The sequence below is a fragment of the Oceanobacillus saliphilus genome, from assembly GCF_023522835.1.
GTDB lineage: Bacteria > Bacillota > Bacilli > Bacillales > Amphibacillaceae > Oceanobacillus > Oceanobacillus saliphilus.
Map to the genome: position 1 here is coordinate 655,738 of NZ_JALCZU010000001.1, position 14,531 is coordinate 670,268.

At 38.5% G+C, this 14,531-nt stretch carries 13 protein-coding genes; 4 read left to right on the plus strand and 9 right to left on the minus strand.

Going from position 1 to position 14,531, the window contains the following annotated elements:
• Positions 1 to 18 precede the first annotated feature (18 nt).
• From helD to MN204_RS02870, 4 genes are all read right to left on the minus strand, one after another.
• Positions 19 to 2,301 (minus strand): RNA polymerase recycling motor HelD, encoded by a 2,283-nt coding sequence (gene helD, locus MN204_RS02855; protein WP_249869553.1) that lies wholly within the window; start codon positions 2,299 to 2,301, stop codon positions 19 to 21.
• A gap of 405 nt (positions 2,302 to 2,706) precedes the next feature.
• Complete coding sequence (locus MN204_RS02860) at positions 2,707 to 3,045, minus strand: hypothetical protein (protein WP_249869554.1); 339 nt, start codon at positions 3,043 to 3,045, stop codon at positions 2,707 to 2,709.
• Positions 3,046 to 3,553: 508 nt separating this feature from the next.
• Entirely contained in the window at positions 3,554 to 4,531 is a 978-nt protein-coding gene (locus MN204_RS02865; protein ID WP_249869555.1) for a sensor histidine kinase, read from the minus strand.
• A gap of 13 nt (positions 4,532 to 4,544) precedes the next feature.
• Positions 4,545 to 5,246, minus strand: a complete 702-nt coding sequence (locus MN204_RS02870) for a LytR/AlgR family response regulator transcription factor (protein ID WP_249869556.1) — start codon at positions 5,244 to 5,246, stop codon at positions 4,545 to 4,547.
• 188 nt (positions 5,247 to 5,434) lie between these two features.
• Here MN204_RS02870 and MN204_RS02875 point away from each other — a divergent pair, with 188 nt between their 5' ends.
• Positions 5,435 to 6,187, plus strand: a complete 753-nt coding sequence (locus MN204_RS02875; RefSeq protein ID WP_249869557.1) for an ABC transporter ATP-binding protein — start codon at positions 5,435 to 5,437, stop codon at positions 6,185 to 6,187.
• The gene (locus MN204_RS02880; RefSeq protein ID WP_249869558.1) at positions 6,177 to 7,334 is read left to right on the plus strand and encodes an ABC transporter permease; all 1,158 of its coding nucleotides are present in this window, start codon (positions 6,177 to 6,179) and stop codon (positions 7,332 to 7,334) included. The genes MN204_RS02875 and MN204_RS02880 overlap by 11 nt, the downstream gene beginning before the upstream one ends.
• A 143-nt stretch (positions 7,335 to 7,477) precedes the next feature.
• On the opposite strand, the gene MN204_RS02885 is transcribed toward MN204_RS02880, so the two are convergent.
• Positions 7,478 to 9,088, minus strand: coding sequence for a glutathione ABC transporter substrate-binding protein (locus MN204_RS02885; protein ID WP_249869559.1), 1,611 nt, complete (start codon positions 9,086 to 9,088; stop codon positions 7,478 to 7,480).
• 575 nt (positions 9,089 to 9,663) lie between these two features.
• Here MN204_RS02885 and MN204_RS02890 point away from each other — a divergent pair.
• Entirely contained in the window at positions 9,664 to 9,996 is a 333-nt protein-coding gene (locus tag MN204_RS02890) for a hypothetical protein (protein WP_249869560.1), read from the plus strand.
• Between the two features lie 4 nt (positions 9,997 to 10,000).
• Entirely contained in the window at positions 10,001 to 10,762 is a 762-nt protein-coding gene (locus MN204_RS02895) for a hypothetical protein (RefSeq protein ID WP_249869561.1), read from the plus strand.
• Positions 10,763 to 10,908: 146 nt separating this feature from the next.
• Here MN204_RS02895 and MN204_RS02900 read toward each other — a convergent pair whose 3' ends face one another.
• From MN204_RS02900 to MN204_RS02915, 4 genes are all read right to left on the minus strand, one after another.
• Positions 10,909 to 11,793 carry a DMT family transporter gene (locus MN204_RS02900; RefSeq protein ID WP_249869562.1) on the minus strand — a complete coding sequence of 295 codons (885 nt, stop codon included), beginning with the start codon at positions 11,791 to 11,793 and terminating at the stop codon, positions 10,909 to 10,911.
• A 205-nt stretch (positions 11,794 to 11,998) separates the two neighbouring features.
• Positions 11,999 to 12,730 carry an ABC transporter permease gene (locus tag MN204_RS02905; RefSeq protein WP_249869563.1) on the minus strand — a complete coding sequence of 244 codons (732 nt, stop codon included), beginning with the start codon at positions 12,728 to 12,730 and terminating at the stop codon, positions 11,999 to 12,001.
• Positions 12,730 to 13,662, minus strand: a complete 933-nt coding sequence (locus MN204_RS02910; RefSeq protein WP_249869564.1) for an ABC transporter ATP-binding protein — start codon at positions 13,660 to 13,662, stop codon at positions 12,730 to 12,732. The genes MN204_RS02905 and MN204_RS02910 overlap by 1 nt, the downstream gene beginning before the upstream one ends.
• On the minus strand, positions 13,652 to 14,395 hold the full coding sequence (locus MN204_RS02915; protein ID WP_249869565.1) for a MerR family transcriptional regulator: 744 nt from the start codon (positions 14,393 to 14,395) through the stop codon (positions 13,652 to 13,654). The genes MN204_RS02910 and MN204_RS02915 overlap by 11 nt, the downstream gene beginning before the upstream one ends.
• Positions 14,396 to 14,531 lie beyond the last annotated feature (136 nt).

Genomic DNA, 14,531 nt, shown 5'->3' on the forward strand with positions numbered 1-14,531 from the left:
ACTTGGCAAAAATACTTTTTATTTCACCTCATACGTTTCTCTAGCCGCTTCCTCAATAAATCTGCACGGCTCTCCGGGAGATATCATCGTCAGCGCATGCATTGCTCTTGTACATGCCGTATAGAAAAGCGTTCTGTCCGCTTCCTTGCCATAGTGCGTTCCGGAAACGTTAGGAATTATAACTGCGTCAAATTCGATTCCCTTTGCTAAATATACCGGAAGAATGAGGAGACCTTTTTCAAACGCATAGGTTTCTTCATTTATTTGATTAAATGCCACTTTCCCTTTAAGAATATCAGCTATTTCATCACTCTCACTAAGTGTTTTACAAATGATGGCCGTCGTTTCATAGCCTTCTTTCATAAATTCCTCCACACATGGAAGCAATGTTCCAGTTAGATCATCATCATGAATAAGTACAGGCTTACTCCCCTCCCGGTTAAATGGCTCAATCATATCTCCTCCAGGGGCAAAATACTTCGTAAACTCGACAATCTGTTTTGTCGAGCGATAGCTTTTCGTTAGTGTAATCCGTTCTTGTGTTACTTCCTTATCCGTTGGCATGAGTGGATTTTCCTTCGTTGTATTTGTATAAATCGCCTGATTAATATCACCAAGTAACGTCATTCGTGTATACGGGAAAATATGTCTCATGTAAGCAAACTGGAATGCAGAATAATCTTGTGCTTCATCGATAATCATCTGACGAACCGCACGATCCGCATTATCCCCGAGAATGCGCCCTTGAAAATATAAATACGGTGTTGCATTTTCCCATGTCAAATACCGTTCCTTTAGCTGTGCTGCAATGTGTTTAGAAATCTCCTGCCAATCCTGTGGAGCATTTCCTGAATCCCATTCCGTGAACAGCGCTTGATAGGTTGCAGGAATATGAACAAATTCAAGATTCCTTACACGTTTTTTCAATGGTGCAAAAACACGCTTGACCATGTTTGAACGCAGAATTTTTTCCTCATCCTGTACAGTCGTCCACGCTTCTCGATCCTCAGACTGGTGATAGGCATTCGTATAATCTTCCTTATCAAGCAATTCGACCTGTTCCATAACCCAGTCCTTCGTCAATTCTAACTTCTGCTGTGTCCGAATTTCCTCAAGTAGCCATTTGGAAACTAATTCCAACTTGTTTGGAATCGCAATTTCCTCACCAAGCGCATAAAAATAATCATAAATCTGCTGCTTGGAAACAATCGTTTTCCCCCGAAAAGCAATCTGTTTAAACTGGAGACCAGCTTCATTTATGCTTTCTACAAAATGGTCAACCCTATCTTTAAACGCCAGACTGGCCAAATAATCCATGCTTTTCATCCGTGTTGTATAGTCCTTGCTTTTTTCTTCAGTCAAAACGTACTCCATTTGCTCAAATGGAGACTCCACTGTAAAGTTGCCAACAATCCGTTCCTTTATAAAATCCAGAAAAGTCGTTTGTCTCACATTCGTCTCACCAAGCTCTGGCAATACATTCGAAATATAGCTGCTGAATAACGGGTTTGGCGAGAATAGCATCACATTATCCACATTCAAATCCTCGCGATAGCGGTACATTAAATAAGCAATTCGCTGCAGAGCCGCAGAGGTTTTCCCACTTCCGGCAACACCTTGCACAACAAGGAGACTACTGCGTTCATTACGAATAATCTGATTCTGCTCTTTTTGTATTGTAGCAACAATGCTTTTCATCGTCGTACTTGCATTATTACCAAGTGCCTGCTTCAGCATCTCATCGCCGATTGTAACCCCTGTGTCAAACATCCCTTCAATAAGACCATTCCTAATGATAAACTGCCTCTTCAGTGTCATTTCACCTGTAATTGTCGTTTCGTGGGTTCTATAGCTCGCTTTTCCAGGGGAGTAATCATAATAAAGACTTGAAATAGGGGCACGCCAGTCATAAACTAGAAATTCCTCATCATTCTTATCCATAAGTGAGGAAATACCGATGTAAATAGCTTCTATCTCTGGGTATAAATCCTCCATAAAATCAATCCGCCCAAAATAAGGGGAATTCTTAAGGCGATCCAGTGTTTTCAGCTTCTCTCCGATTTTTCCATGAAAACGTTCCTTTTCAGATAGAAGTGCCGCTTGCTGCTTAATGCTTTCCTGCGTCTCGATGATATCATCGGGTTCATCCACGTTAACTGTGATATCATCCCAAAACGTTTTCCGAAGCTCAATCACATTCTCTTTTAATCCCTTGGACTGGTTATATAATTTTTCTTCTTTGTTGTTAATCTCATTAATAATTTTATCGACCCGCTGCTGTTCCTCAACACGTTCACCCATTACCATCCACTCCAATGTTTCTTTTTTGACAACTGAGAACGTATAAACCTTCTCAGTTGCATACGTGCAACTAAGGCTGTCACCTAAAGGATTGGTAAGCAGCCAAGTTTTTTAATTGACATACGGCTTTGTTATGTAGTATAATATAATTGGATAGGTTTATTATAATTTAAATAAATCAGTGCTAACTAATATAGTTTAGCACTTTTAGTTGTTTCCATCAATAGATTTATTAAACATAGTCGTGTCATATATCACCCCTTCGTTTATATCCGGAAGGGGTTCTTTGTGAAGTTTGTTAAAACTTATGTAAAAGTGAGCGTCATATGAACCCGTTCATTCTGTCGAAAAAGGTAGAAAACACACTGGGGAAGAAATTTTCCCTTTCGCAATTCTTCCTGTTACTTAAATAGGGAAAATATTTTCATGCGTTATTGTTATTCGCTGTTGTTTCATTTCATCTACTTGATCATTGAATCTATTAACTACTTGACCAATTCTAAAATTAACATCCATCAGTAGGTTGGTATTCCAAACCTCTAATTGTTTTGTTTTCAGAATCATCTCATCCACTATTTCTCCCTTTTCCCCTTCATCAACGAAAATATTATTTATGAGCGAAAAAAAGTTTTTGTCACACTTTCCAATATGATCTGCGTATTTTCGTAACAAATCTTTTTTATATGAAAAATCTTCATATGGAAGCAGTTTTTCCGTAACCGAGATGGAACGCGTCTCATCCATTTTATACACCTCTCCTTAAATCAAACTGTGTAAGCACTACTTTCTCAGACATTGAACATCATTCACTTCCATCATTTACAAACGAAGAATCCACCAGAAATGAGCCAGGATGAATTGCCAGATGTAAGGACATTCGAGAATGAATTCACCAGTTGACAACCCCCTAGTAGAATGATTAATATGAATAAAATCAAATGTTTCCAATATTTAACAATAAAGCGCTTAATACATCCAATTAGCAATTGATAAAAAATTTAGTATCTTTAATAAGTATAATGTGGAAAGCAATAAATCGGAAGAACGAATTGGGCTTTTAATAAAAAGGGGGCTAAAGGTATGGTTCTTAAGAATTGCATTGTAGATGTATAGATGTTTTGAGAGGGATTTGTAAACGCATAAGACTATCTTTGAAAAATCTATTTATGTAGTACATGGGCCAGTCTCCCACTTCACTATCGCTTTAACGTGGCGGGGGACGGAGCTGATGGTGCCCCGTCCCCCTGTCCCGCTATCGGATCGCAGGAATTTTTATTTTTACCGTAAACTCCTGATCTCTATAGGTGAAATCCAATAATCCCTTGTATTCCTTTACCGTGTCATGAATAATTTTGGTACCGAGTCCTTCATGATGACCCGCTTTCGTTGTTTTCCCATACGTATGAAATAAGCTATCCAGCATGTCATTTGGGATTGGCAGTGTACTATTTTTACAGATTAATAGATATAATCCGCTCCGTTTGTAAAACTGAAGGGTAAGGGATGCCTGCTCCTTCCGTTCCTTTTGCCATTCTTCACAGGCATCGATACTATTCGATAACAGATTACCAACCAAATTAACCAAATCCGTATCCGATAAAGGCAGCGTGGATAGTGGCAGATCTAAATGGTAGACAGCTGATATTCCCGACGATTTGGCACGGTTATACATTTGGTGAAGCATGGCTGCGATACTGCCCCGCTCTCCTTTAATCGACAAATTCGTTTCTTCATACTCATCGACAATCTCATCCAAATAGGCTTTGGCTTCAGCATTTCCCCCTTTTTCGAGCATGAAATGAATCGCACTAACATGCTTTAAATAGTCATGCCTCTGTGCCCGGACAGTCCGAAATGTCTCATTCATTTGATCCCGTTCCTCCACCATTTCCTTTATCTGTTTTTCAGAAGCGAACAGCTTGGAGGAGAAAGCAATATGGATTGCCTCCGTCCAGATAAAAAGAATCAATGGCACGCTATAAACCCACGACGTTGGCACAAACAGATAGATTGCAGCGAGCAGGCACTGGACTGCAAAGAATAAACCATTCCAATACGTTCCTAATATAGAAATAGGAAGCAGTAATTTTTTATGTATCACATAAACGAGCCCAAAGACTATCAAACTGGTAATATAGATGGGAACTTCAACGGGCAAATTCGAAAACAGTGCCTGTAGATGGATAATTCCGAACAGCACGATAGCTCCCCAATATACTGGCGGTTTCACGATTGTTTCACCTCTAAAAATAATTCATTTGCAGGAAATCCACTTTTTCCTTTGTTATCATCGCTTGTTCCTCTATTCCATCAAAACTGACCATATAGGAGTTTTTTGCATAGAGTGAAAAGTTATTGACGTAATGAATGTTAATAATAAAGGAACGATGGGAGCGCAGAAAGTCTCTTTCCCGTAATTCCCCCTCCAATTCATTTAATGTCTGATATGTCTTTACCGGGCCAGATTTCGTGTGAATGGTCGTGGATCGTCCGGTTCGTTCAATAAATAGGATATCTTTCTTCTGGATAATATGGATATTACTTTTATGCTTAATATAGAGCCTTCCAGCAATATCCGTGCTTTTTGATTTTTCGATCAGGCGTTCAATCGACTTTACCAGCCGTTCTTTCGGATAGGGCTTCATAATATAGTCATGTACATGGATTTCAAAGGCATGCACAGCATAACCGCTATTTGCTGTTACAAAAATAACCGCGATATTAATTGCATGGGAATGGATGACATCTGCAAGTTCATATCCGGATAAATACGGCATCTCGATATCGGCAATCAGCAAATCAATGGATTCCTTTTTAATTTGCTCATATGCCTCCTCCGCCGATGTGGTGGAAAATATGACTTCCACATTTGGTAGATTTGCAACGATTCCATTTAATTTTTCCAAATCGATGACCCGATCATCGACAAGTCCAATTTTTATCATTCGTTTCACTTCCATTTTTATTTCCGTAACAGCAAGCTCGGCGCTTCCGCTTTTGTTTCATTATATCATTTACAAATGACGAAATGTCGTTTTTGTGACATGAAAAGGCATTTTCGCGACATAAGTGCAGAAATAGTCCAGCTTTGCTTGTAAAATGAAATCAGAATCAAACAGATGGGGTGAATCGAATGATTGAAATTCAGGAAGTGACCAAGAAATTTAAGGATAAAAAAGTATCGATAACGGCGTTAAAGCATGTTTCCTTCAGCATTGAAAAAGGCCAGACAGTTGGACTCCTAGGGGAGAATGGCGCAGGAAAAACAACACTGCTAAGGACCATTGCAACACTGCTGTCACCAACAGAAGGTTACATAACGGTGGATGGAATGGACACCGTGAAAAACCCAGATGCAATTAAAAAGAAGATTGGCGTATTATTCGGAGGAGAGACAGGTCTTTATGATCGACTAACGGCAAGAGAGAATTTGGACTTCTTTGCCACTTTATACGGCATGAGCAAACATGAAACAAAGGTCCGGATTGATGATTTGGCAAAAATGTTTGGCATGCGTGATTACCTGGATCGAAAAGTTGGCGGGTTTTCCAAGGGGATGCGGCAAAAGGTAGCAATCTCTAGGACTTTAATTCATAATCCGGATATTATCCTGTTTGACGAACCGACGACAGGGCTGGATATCACATCCTCCAATGTATTTCGCGAGCTCATCCACCAACTGAAACGAGAGGGTAAAACGATGCTATTTTCCAGTCATATTATGGAAGAGGTTTCGATGCTGTGTGATTCCGTGGCAATGATGCATAAAGGAGAACTTGTTTACCATGGCAATCTGGAGGAACTCTATCAATCTGAAAAAAGCAATGATCTTAATTATATCTTCATGAGTAAACTAGTGAGGGGAGAAACAGACTATGCTTCGTAATATTTATATCAAAGAAATGAAAGATTCGTTCCGTGACCGCAGAACATTGTTACTGACTGTATTTTTGCCAATTATCATGATGTCTGTTTTAACCATTTTTTATGAGAGTTTGATTTCTACGGACGAAGGGCAAACCTTCACATTAGCAATCGAATCATCGATTAGTGTGGAAGAAGAAAGCTTACTCACTGATTATGCCAATATTGAAATCGTGAAGGCCGATGATCCAGCAGCCATCGTGAGAGAAGGGGAGGCACAGGCAGCACTTCTTCTATCTCCGTCGTTTTTCACACGTATCGAAAATGGAGAAAACGCGTCTGTAACCCTTATTGGAGATTCCTTCAGCCAAAACTCATCCACGCTGATGGGTATCGTAACAAACATCCTTACTTCCTTTGAGAAGACCATTATTACCGAAAGACTAATTGCCCAAGGGACAGATCCAAGCATCATTGAGCCCTTTACGATTGAACAGCAGGAATCTTCCGGAGAAAATCCAAACGTGAATTTGCTTGCCATGTTAATTCCGTTGATTTTGGCATTGGCGATTGGGATTGGGGCCAGTCCCGCTGCAGCCGATTTATTTGCAGGTGAAAAAGAGAAGAAAACAATGGAAGCATTGCTGATGACACCTGTCAACCGCACAACCATGCTTTTTGCAAAGTGGTTAACCATTACTTCCATTGGTTCGATTATAGGAATCATCACATTGATTGTTGTTGCGCTAGAGATTGCGTTTTTCACCGAACATTTAAAGGCAGCTGTTTCATTTAATAATCAAGCAGGCATGATCATTGGTATTGCTGTAGCCATTTCGATTGTATATGCAATGTTTTGTGCTTCATTGCTGATGCTTACAAGTATCATCGGTAAAACAGTGAAAGAAGCCCAAAGCTACAGTACACCGGTCATGATGTTATCGATGTTTCCTGTCATGTTCTTATCATCCGTAGGTATTAATGAACTAGCCTTTGAGCATTTTGCCATTCCGATTTTAAACTTGTTTAGTCTCTTAAAGGAATTGCTCTTCGGCGTTGTCGATTACCAGCATGTGTTCATTACGATTGGAAGTAATCTGATTTGTATTATTATCATTTTTATTATTGGTAGAATCCTATTTAAGAAAGATAAGTGGGTGATGAATTAGGGGAGTGAGCACTTCCTCCCTGGTGCTGTTATGCACATGTAGCAAGACGATTGGCGGCGTATCGAGGGTAATTTTTACTTCAAATAAAAACATCACCCGGTATCCAATAATGCATACCGGGTGATTAGCCAATCATCGTTCGTTTATTGAATCGTTACATCTTTCAACTGATACAGTCCAGAAGCATCCGACCAGAAGCCTTTTACTTCTTCCCTATAACCCATTATACGATCTGGGTGATAAAGGAATGCCATTGGTGATTGTTCATTCAAGTAGTTTGCTGCTTCAACATACTTGTTCAAACGAACATCTTCATCCTGTTCAATTCGAGCTTCATGTAACATTTGGTCAAACTGTTCGTCGCGCATAAAGGTACGGTTTCCTGTAGTTCCTACGTTATCTGAATGGAAAAGCATATGCATTGGATAATCTGCATCACCTGTTCCAAGGGAGAGCCCAAGGATAAACATATCATGCTCTCCATTAGCTGTACTTTCCAAATATGCTCCCCATTCCACAACCTCAATCGCTACATCGACCCCGATTTCAGCCAATAAAGATTGTGTATATATCGCGATGTCCATACGTTCCTGGGAATCATTTGTCCAAATTGTTGTTGAGAAACCATCTGGATATCCAGCTTCTGCTAGTAATTCCTTGGCACCTTCCACGTCGTATTCAATTGCTTCAATCTCATCACTATAACCAAAGTTTGTATCGTTAACTGGACCTACCGCTACTTCACCAGCTCCATCCAAAATTCCATCTACCATTTCTTGCGTATTTAGGGCCATTGTAATAGCTCTTCGGACTTTTGGATCATCAAATGGTTCTTTATCCATATTGTATCCTAGGTATGTGATTGTAGCACCGTTTCGCTGGTAAACATTTGCTTCGGTACTTGCCTCTAATTGGTCAATATTGGTAGCTGTTAATGGATCGACAATATGTGCTTCTCCAGTTTCTACTTCTGCAACTCGAGTTAATGTTTCAGGCACAACTTTGAATGTTACAGTATCAACCTTTGCACCGTCACCCCAGTAATTTTCATTTCTTGTTAATGTAATCTCCGTACCTGGATTCCAGTTATCGTATTCAAAGATTCCAGTTCCGATTGGATTTTCATTCACATAGGAACCATAGTCATCTCCAGCAGCAACAGCTTCATAGTCCGCTTCAATCACCTCTGGACTAATAATACTTGATGCATAATGGGCAAAGTGTGCGGGAAGTGGTGCAAATGGAAATTCCGTTACAACTTGTACCGTATAATCATCGATTACTTCCACCTCTTCGATAAGGTCAAAAAGTACTCTTCTTGGTGAGGCAAGATCCTCATCCAGAATTCGTTCGACATTCAACTTTACTACTTCTGCATTAAATTCGGATCCGTCATGGAAGGTTACGCCTTCTTTCAGCTTAAACTCCCAAACATTATCCTCTACCGCTTCCCAGCTTTCAGCTAAAAGTGGCTCAAGCTCCATATTGTCGTTAAACTTTGTCAATGTTTCATAAATATTGATTTGAATATTACCTGAAGGCACATCACTGGAAATATGTGGGTCTAACATCGTTGCATCTGATCCTGTAGCAATAATTAGATCCCCTCCTGCAGCGCCTACTTCTTCACTTTCATTTCCTTCTGCTTCTGCGTTATTCGCTTCTTCACTGGAATCCGGTTCACTTGCACACGCGAATAGTGTAACGACCAACGCTAGAAGCAAAACTACTAGCTTCCATGCATGATTTTTCATCTTGTTTTCCCCCTTGTATTATGTATAATTCTAAATCAATTACTACCGCTATTATTAAAAATAGAAAAACTATATAATATGTAATTTTCTGATTTTAAAGCGGTTGCAAACTCTCACTATCATAACTGATATACTATTTTTTGTCACTCGAGATATCAAAATTGTTTTTTCCTAAATATGGTATCTACTAAAAGTAATTTATCAACTGCAGGAATGTTATTGATTATGGATTTATTACTTACCTATCAATGGGAAATCTTTATTACACTAGAAATCATTTCTGTACTTTCTCTTCTCATCTTTGGTGTTGTCTGCTACTTCTTCAGCAACCAAAAATTAAGCTTGTTATTTCTTCAATTATAATTCTAAATACCTATTGCCAAAATAGGGTACTTTTATCATTATAAAAGATAATACTAATATTTCAGTATTTTTAGATAACTATAAGAATCTATTATTAACAAAAAGAAACTTTAACACATAGGGGAGATAAGGGTGAAAAAGCTAATTATTTTTTATTAGTGGTCGCAATCATATTCATTGGTTTCAATATTTTTTCTACTGATGAAACATCAATGCTGGCAGACGGGTTACAGACCAATACTACTTATATGGATGAAGGTGCAGAGCTAGTTGCTGATATGACGATTGAGGGGAGTCTGCTCAAGGGCAAGACGATTGCTTTTCAAACACGCTTCCAGGAAGATAATACCATCGTAATAGAAAATTCTACTTCTAGCGGTATAAAAGTTATAATCTCTGATTCAAAAGGAAAAGAAATTTTATCAAAAGAAATGAAAGGAAATGAAGCACTCACATTTTCTGCATCTTCAGAAGAAGGAACCGTAGAATTAGTTTTGGACAGCGGGGATCATGATGTTGCAATTAAAATAAATGAAAGGGATTAGTAACATGAACAACAAATGGATGTTAGCAGAAACCAAAAAGATGAAGAATAATTTGACTCTCAGAATTAGTTTGGCACTTTCCTTTATATTTATGATTTATATTGTTTTTGATCCGTTTCCATATGCAGAACTACGGATACCTACATACATTAGCTCCGTTTTTCTATTATCATTAACCGTATTCGGAGCTGTTCCAATCATTGTATTGGGAGCTTTTTTAAGCCATCAAGAACATTCGTGGAATACCTTTCATCATTTATTAAATTCCTATTCACGTGTTCAGTCCTACATTTACAAATCTAGCTTTATTTTAATAGCAAGCTTTACTTTAACAGCAATAACAACCATTTTAGGCTTGTTGGTTCACCTTTTTATCGGTGCACCGGGAACGATGTTTAGCCTACAAATCATCTATCAATATTTTGCTGTCAGTATTTTTTGCTTCTTTTGGGGCCAATTAGCCTTTGTGGTTTCTTTAATGACTAAGAGCGCTATTTTTAGTATTGTAACTCTATTTCTAATCAGTTTTTTTGAACCTGCACTATATTTCTATATTAGTGATTATTTCCATAAATATTTAGTCATGTTTAATCAAAAAGGGATATTGGCACTTTCCTTCGCCAATTTAGTAGAAGGAAGCTATCTAATTGTTCCAGGACTACCTTATCCTTCTCTTTTATGGAGCACGTTGTATACATTACTTATGCTTATATTCATAAGTATCGTAGGTTTAATTTTCATGAAACGATCAACGGTTACAAGTTAGATAGTGACGAGTCTCATTTCTCACTAAGAAAACTGGGAGTGGACCTGGTTATGAGGTTTATTCCCCACTGAAATTAGAGGTTGGTTACAGTTCTTTTTATTTTTAACTATAAATAAGAGAACCTAAGTTGATGACTATCTGTCTTCTTAATTCGCTCGGCTAATTAACTTCTTCCGTTGATATGTAGAAAACACTACGCCACCCACTATCAATAGTGACCCTAAAATTTCTGCCCCAGTTATTAGTTTGTTTAGCAATATCAATCCCATTACCATTGCTACAAAAGGTTCTAAATTAGATAATATGGAAGCTTTTGAAGCATCAACATGCCTAATATTGTTGTTCCAAATTAATGTTGCAATACCGTGTACAACAATAGCAGTTCCAATTAGAAAGGACCAATCCGAAACTTTAGTGCTTATTTGTAATGGATTGTCCAATAAAAAAGCAAAAGGAACCGACACAATCAAGCCAACGACATTTGAATGTAGCGTAATGGTAAGTGGATCAATTCGATGAGAAAGATGCCTCGTCAAGATAATCATAATTGCGAATGTTATCATCGTGATCACAATCCAAAATAGCCCTTTATCGATATGAAAAGCAGTGGAATTCCCGTTTGTTACAACGAAATAAATACCTGTTATTGCCACAATAGACCCTAACAACATGCGAATCGTCAATTTTTCTTTTAGAAAAATGGCCGCTAATATGCTCGTTAAAATTGGGGCAGTTGCCAAAATCAATGCAGATGTTGTTGGATCAGCTGTTTGTAATCCCACAAAAAAAGACCATTGGTTTATAAAAACACCAATAATCCCTAGAAAGGAAATTGCGAGTAAATCTGATTTTTTAACTCGTCTAAAGTGCTTTTTATATAAAGATAATCCAATTAAAAATAGGACAATAAACAAAAGTCTGAGCATCGTTAACAGAGCTGGGGAAAAATCCTGAACTAACATCTTTCCAAACACAAAATTACTTCCCCACATCACTACACAAAATGTTAACCAAGCATATGCTTTTAACATATTTAACACCCTTACCATAACAGAATACTATCTGTCCTATTCTATACTTAATAGAATTGTGCGTATACATTTTTGTTTGGAGATGGGGTCATATGGAAATAAGTAATTACCATAAATTCCTTCTTTAAAAATTCATTTTCGCCAAGCGATTATATGGGGACACAGGGACAGGCACCTGTCCCTGTGATAAAATCCATAAAACCTATTACTTCTTATTTAAAATAAAAATAGCTCCACCATACCCCAACACACACCATATCAATAAGGTAATATAATTCCCTGCCGTCGCCTCAAAGGTAGAAGCAGCAAGGGATGCCCGCATAACTTCTGCCATCGAGTAAATTGGCAGTACTTCGTGAAGTGTTTGCAGCCATTCTGGCAGTCTCTCCATTGGAAAATTTACCGGTGAAAACATAAGTGCTCCGAATACAACGATTTGAGAAATAGCAAGTGATGTTGTTGGTGATAAGAGATAGGAAAATCCGTATCCAACACCAATTGAAGTTAAGGCTATCATCAGTAAAGCTGGGACTATCGTCCAAGAGATGTCGTATCCAGGATTAAACATAAAATGTGCGATAACAGAGGAGATGATAATACCAGGCATCGTGATAATCAGCCATATGGTTGTATCTGCTCCAAGAATGACACCACGATTAACTGGCCATGTACGCATAAATTCCATATATCCATCTGTTTTTGCAGTGCCAACCTGTTGCGGCAAAATGACTAACCCGGTAAAAATCAGAATGATGGTTGGGGCTCCTGTTGCTAAGAATAGAATGGTTGTCGCATCTGGATCTGGGATGAGATAGGTAAAGCCGATAACAATTCCGATCGATATCAATATTTGAATAAGAATCATAAATACGAAAAAGCCTGCGTTTCTAAGAAATTGCATTTGAAAGACATATTTGTAATGGCTTAGTAAATTCATTATAATCCCACCGCCTTTTTAGACGTTAATTCAATATAAGCATCCTCAATCGTAGTTGGCGACAGAGAATAGTCCATAATCAAACCGGTATCCACATGCCCCTTTGCCCATTCTATCGTTTGCGATACATCTTTGGGATTCATAGCGAAAATGAATCGAGAACCATTCTTATGGGAGGAAAGCGCCCAGTTAGGAAGCTCAAGCTCTGACTCACTAGCTAAACTTAGCTCCATACGCATTTGGTTACTTACAGAGCTTTTTACTTCGGAAGGCGTCCCCTGCTTGAGAATTTTCCCCTTATGGATGATTGCCACACGATCAACCGCCTTTTCCGCTTCTAGCACATTATGCGTCACTAAAATAACCGAAGTACCATCATTAGTTAGATTACGTATTACCTGCCATAGATAACGCCGGCGAACTGGATCAACATCGTTTGTAGGTTCATCCAATATCACTAATTTCCCAGGGGCAATTACTGCCATACAAAAAGCGGTTAGTCGCTTAGCACCACCCGATAATTTCTCACCTTCTTTATTTGCCCACTCCCCCATATCTAATTCCTCAAAAAGCATCTCGACCCGCTTCGGATCAAACTTTTTCCCTGCACGCATTTTCCCCATTAGTGTTACAGCCTGCTTCGGGGTAAGAAAACCTAATGGTACTTGGGACTGCGGCTGCACGGAACAAATCGAGCGAGCTCGAGCAGGTGACCCGAGTACCGATTCGCCTAACAACGTAATATCCCCACAATCAGGGGTTATTAAGCCTAATATTTGGTTCACTAACGTCGTTTTCCCAGCTCCATTCTGCCCGAGAAGCCCAAATATTTCACCTTCTTGAATACGAAGGGAAATGTTATCATTCGCAACCATCTTGCTGTTCCTACGACCAGTAAATACTTTTGTTACAGACTTTACATCAAGAGTCATGCGTTTGACCTCCCTTTGCAAGAGCGACACATTTGATAAAATCAATCACATCTTTATTCATTGGATAAAAAGCAATACCTTCCTGTAAGTTTTGCAGAGCTTCCCACATATTTCCAAGTAATTCTTCATCATTTCCAAACATTTTATCTGCTTGGTCTGCCCAGCTTAGCACGAGTTGCTCTGCCTTTTCTGAGTTAGGATCAAGGTGTAGGTTATTTCTAATATCACCAACAACCCTTAACCATGCCTGGATGTCTTCCTCACTCATATTTTCAACACTCATGTCTACAATCTTCTTCATTTCATCTTCGTTAAGATATTCTTTATATTTCTCTAAAACATCTCCCGGATCTTGTTGATACAACTTAATCATACTGAAAATAATTGGCCAATTGATTTCCCCTTCAAATTCAATGGAATACGAAACGCCGAGAAGTGCTTGTTCTAACATTTTTAAACGTTCTTGTTCCCGTTTAACCAGCTCTAATTGTTGCTGGATAGACTCCAGCCAGTTCGATGTGGAATTTTCCAATATATCTTTAATTTGTTCCAGTGAGAACCCCATATATTTTAATGCTAAAACACGTTCTAACCGCATCACATCATCTTCGCTATATAACCGATGCCCTCCACTCGTTTTTGATGAAGGTTTAATCAAACCAATTTCATCATAATAATCTAATGTTCTGACTGTTACACCTGTGTTCTTTGACAATTTCCCAATCGTATACATTCCCTCACCCCTCTTCATTTTCTTTAGTATAAAACAACACGTTGCGTGTGGTTCAATAGGTTAATGGAGAAAGTTTGTTTTTTTACAATAATTTAATAAAAAAAGAGTAAATCGTATTTTATAAGTAATACAATCT

Excerpts from the sequence above, each read along its gene's own strand:
- MN204_RS02915 (WP_249869565.1), bottom strand. The coding sequence starts at position 14,395 with ATGTATACGATTGGGAAATTGTCAAAGAACACAGGTGTAACAGTCAGA.
- MN204_RS02885 (WP_249869559.1), bottom strand. The coding sequence starts at position 9,088 with ATGAAAAATCATGCATGGAAGCTAGTAGTTTTGCTTCTAGCGTTGGTC.
- helD (WP_249869553.1), bottom strand. The coding sequence starts at position 2,301 with ATGGGTGAACGTGTTGAGGAACAGCAGCGGGTCGATAAAATTATTAAT.
- MN204_RS02890 (WP_249869560.1), top strand. The coding sequence starts at position 9,664 with ATGCTGGCAGACGGGTTACAGACCAATACTACTTATATGGATGAAGGT.
- MN204_RS02860 (WP_249869554.1), bottom strand. The coding sequence starts at position 3,045 with ATGGATGAGACGCGTTCCATCTCGGTTACGGAAAAACTGCTTCCATAT.
- MN204_RS02910 (WP_249869564.1), bottom strand. The coding sequence starts at position 13,662 with ATGACTCTTGATGTAAAGTCTGTAACAAAAGTATTTACTGGTCGTAGG.
- MN204_RS02870 (WP_249869556.1), bottom strand. The coding sequence starts at position 5,246 with ATGATAAAAATTGGACTTGTCGATGATCGGGTCATCGATTTGGAAAAA.
- MN204_RS02880 (WP_249869558.1), top strand. The coding sequence starts at position 6,177 with ATGCTTCGTAATATTTATATCAAAGAAATGAAAGATTCGTTCCGTGAC.
- MN204_RS02900 (WP_249869562.1), bottom strand. The coding sequence starts at position 11,793 with ATGTTAAAAGCATATGCTTGGTTAACATTTTGTGTAGTGATGTGGGGA.
- MN204_RS02895 (WP_249869561.1), top strand. The coding sequence starts at position 10,001 with ATGAACAACAAATGGATGTTAGCAGAAACCAAAAAGATGAAGAATAAT.
- MN204_RS02875 (WP_249869557.1), top strand. The coding sequence starts at position 5,435 with ATGATTGAAATTCAGGAAGTGACCAAGAAATTTAAGGATAAAAAAGTA.
- MN204_RS02905 (WP_249869563.1), bottom strand. The coding sequence starts at position 12,730 with ATGAATTTACTAAGCCATTACAAATATGTCTTTCAAATGCAATTTCTT.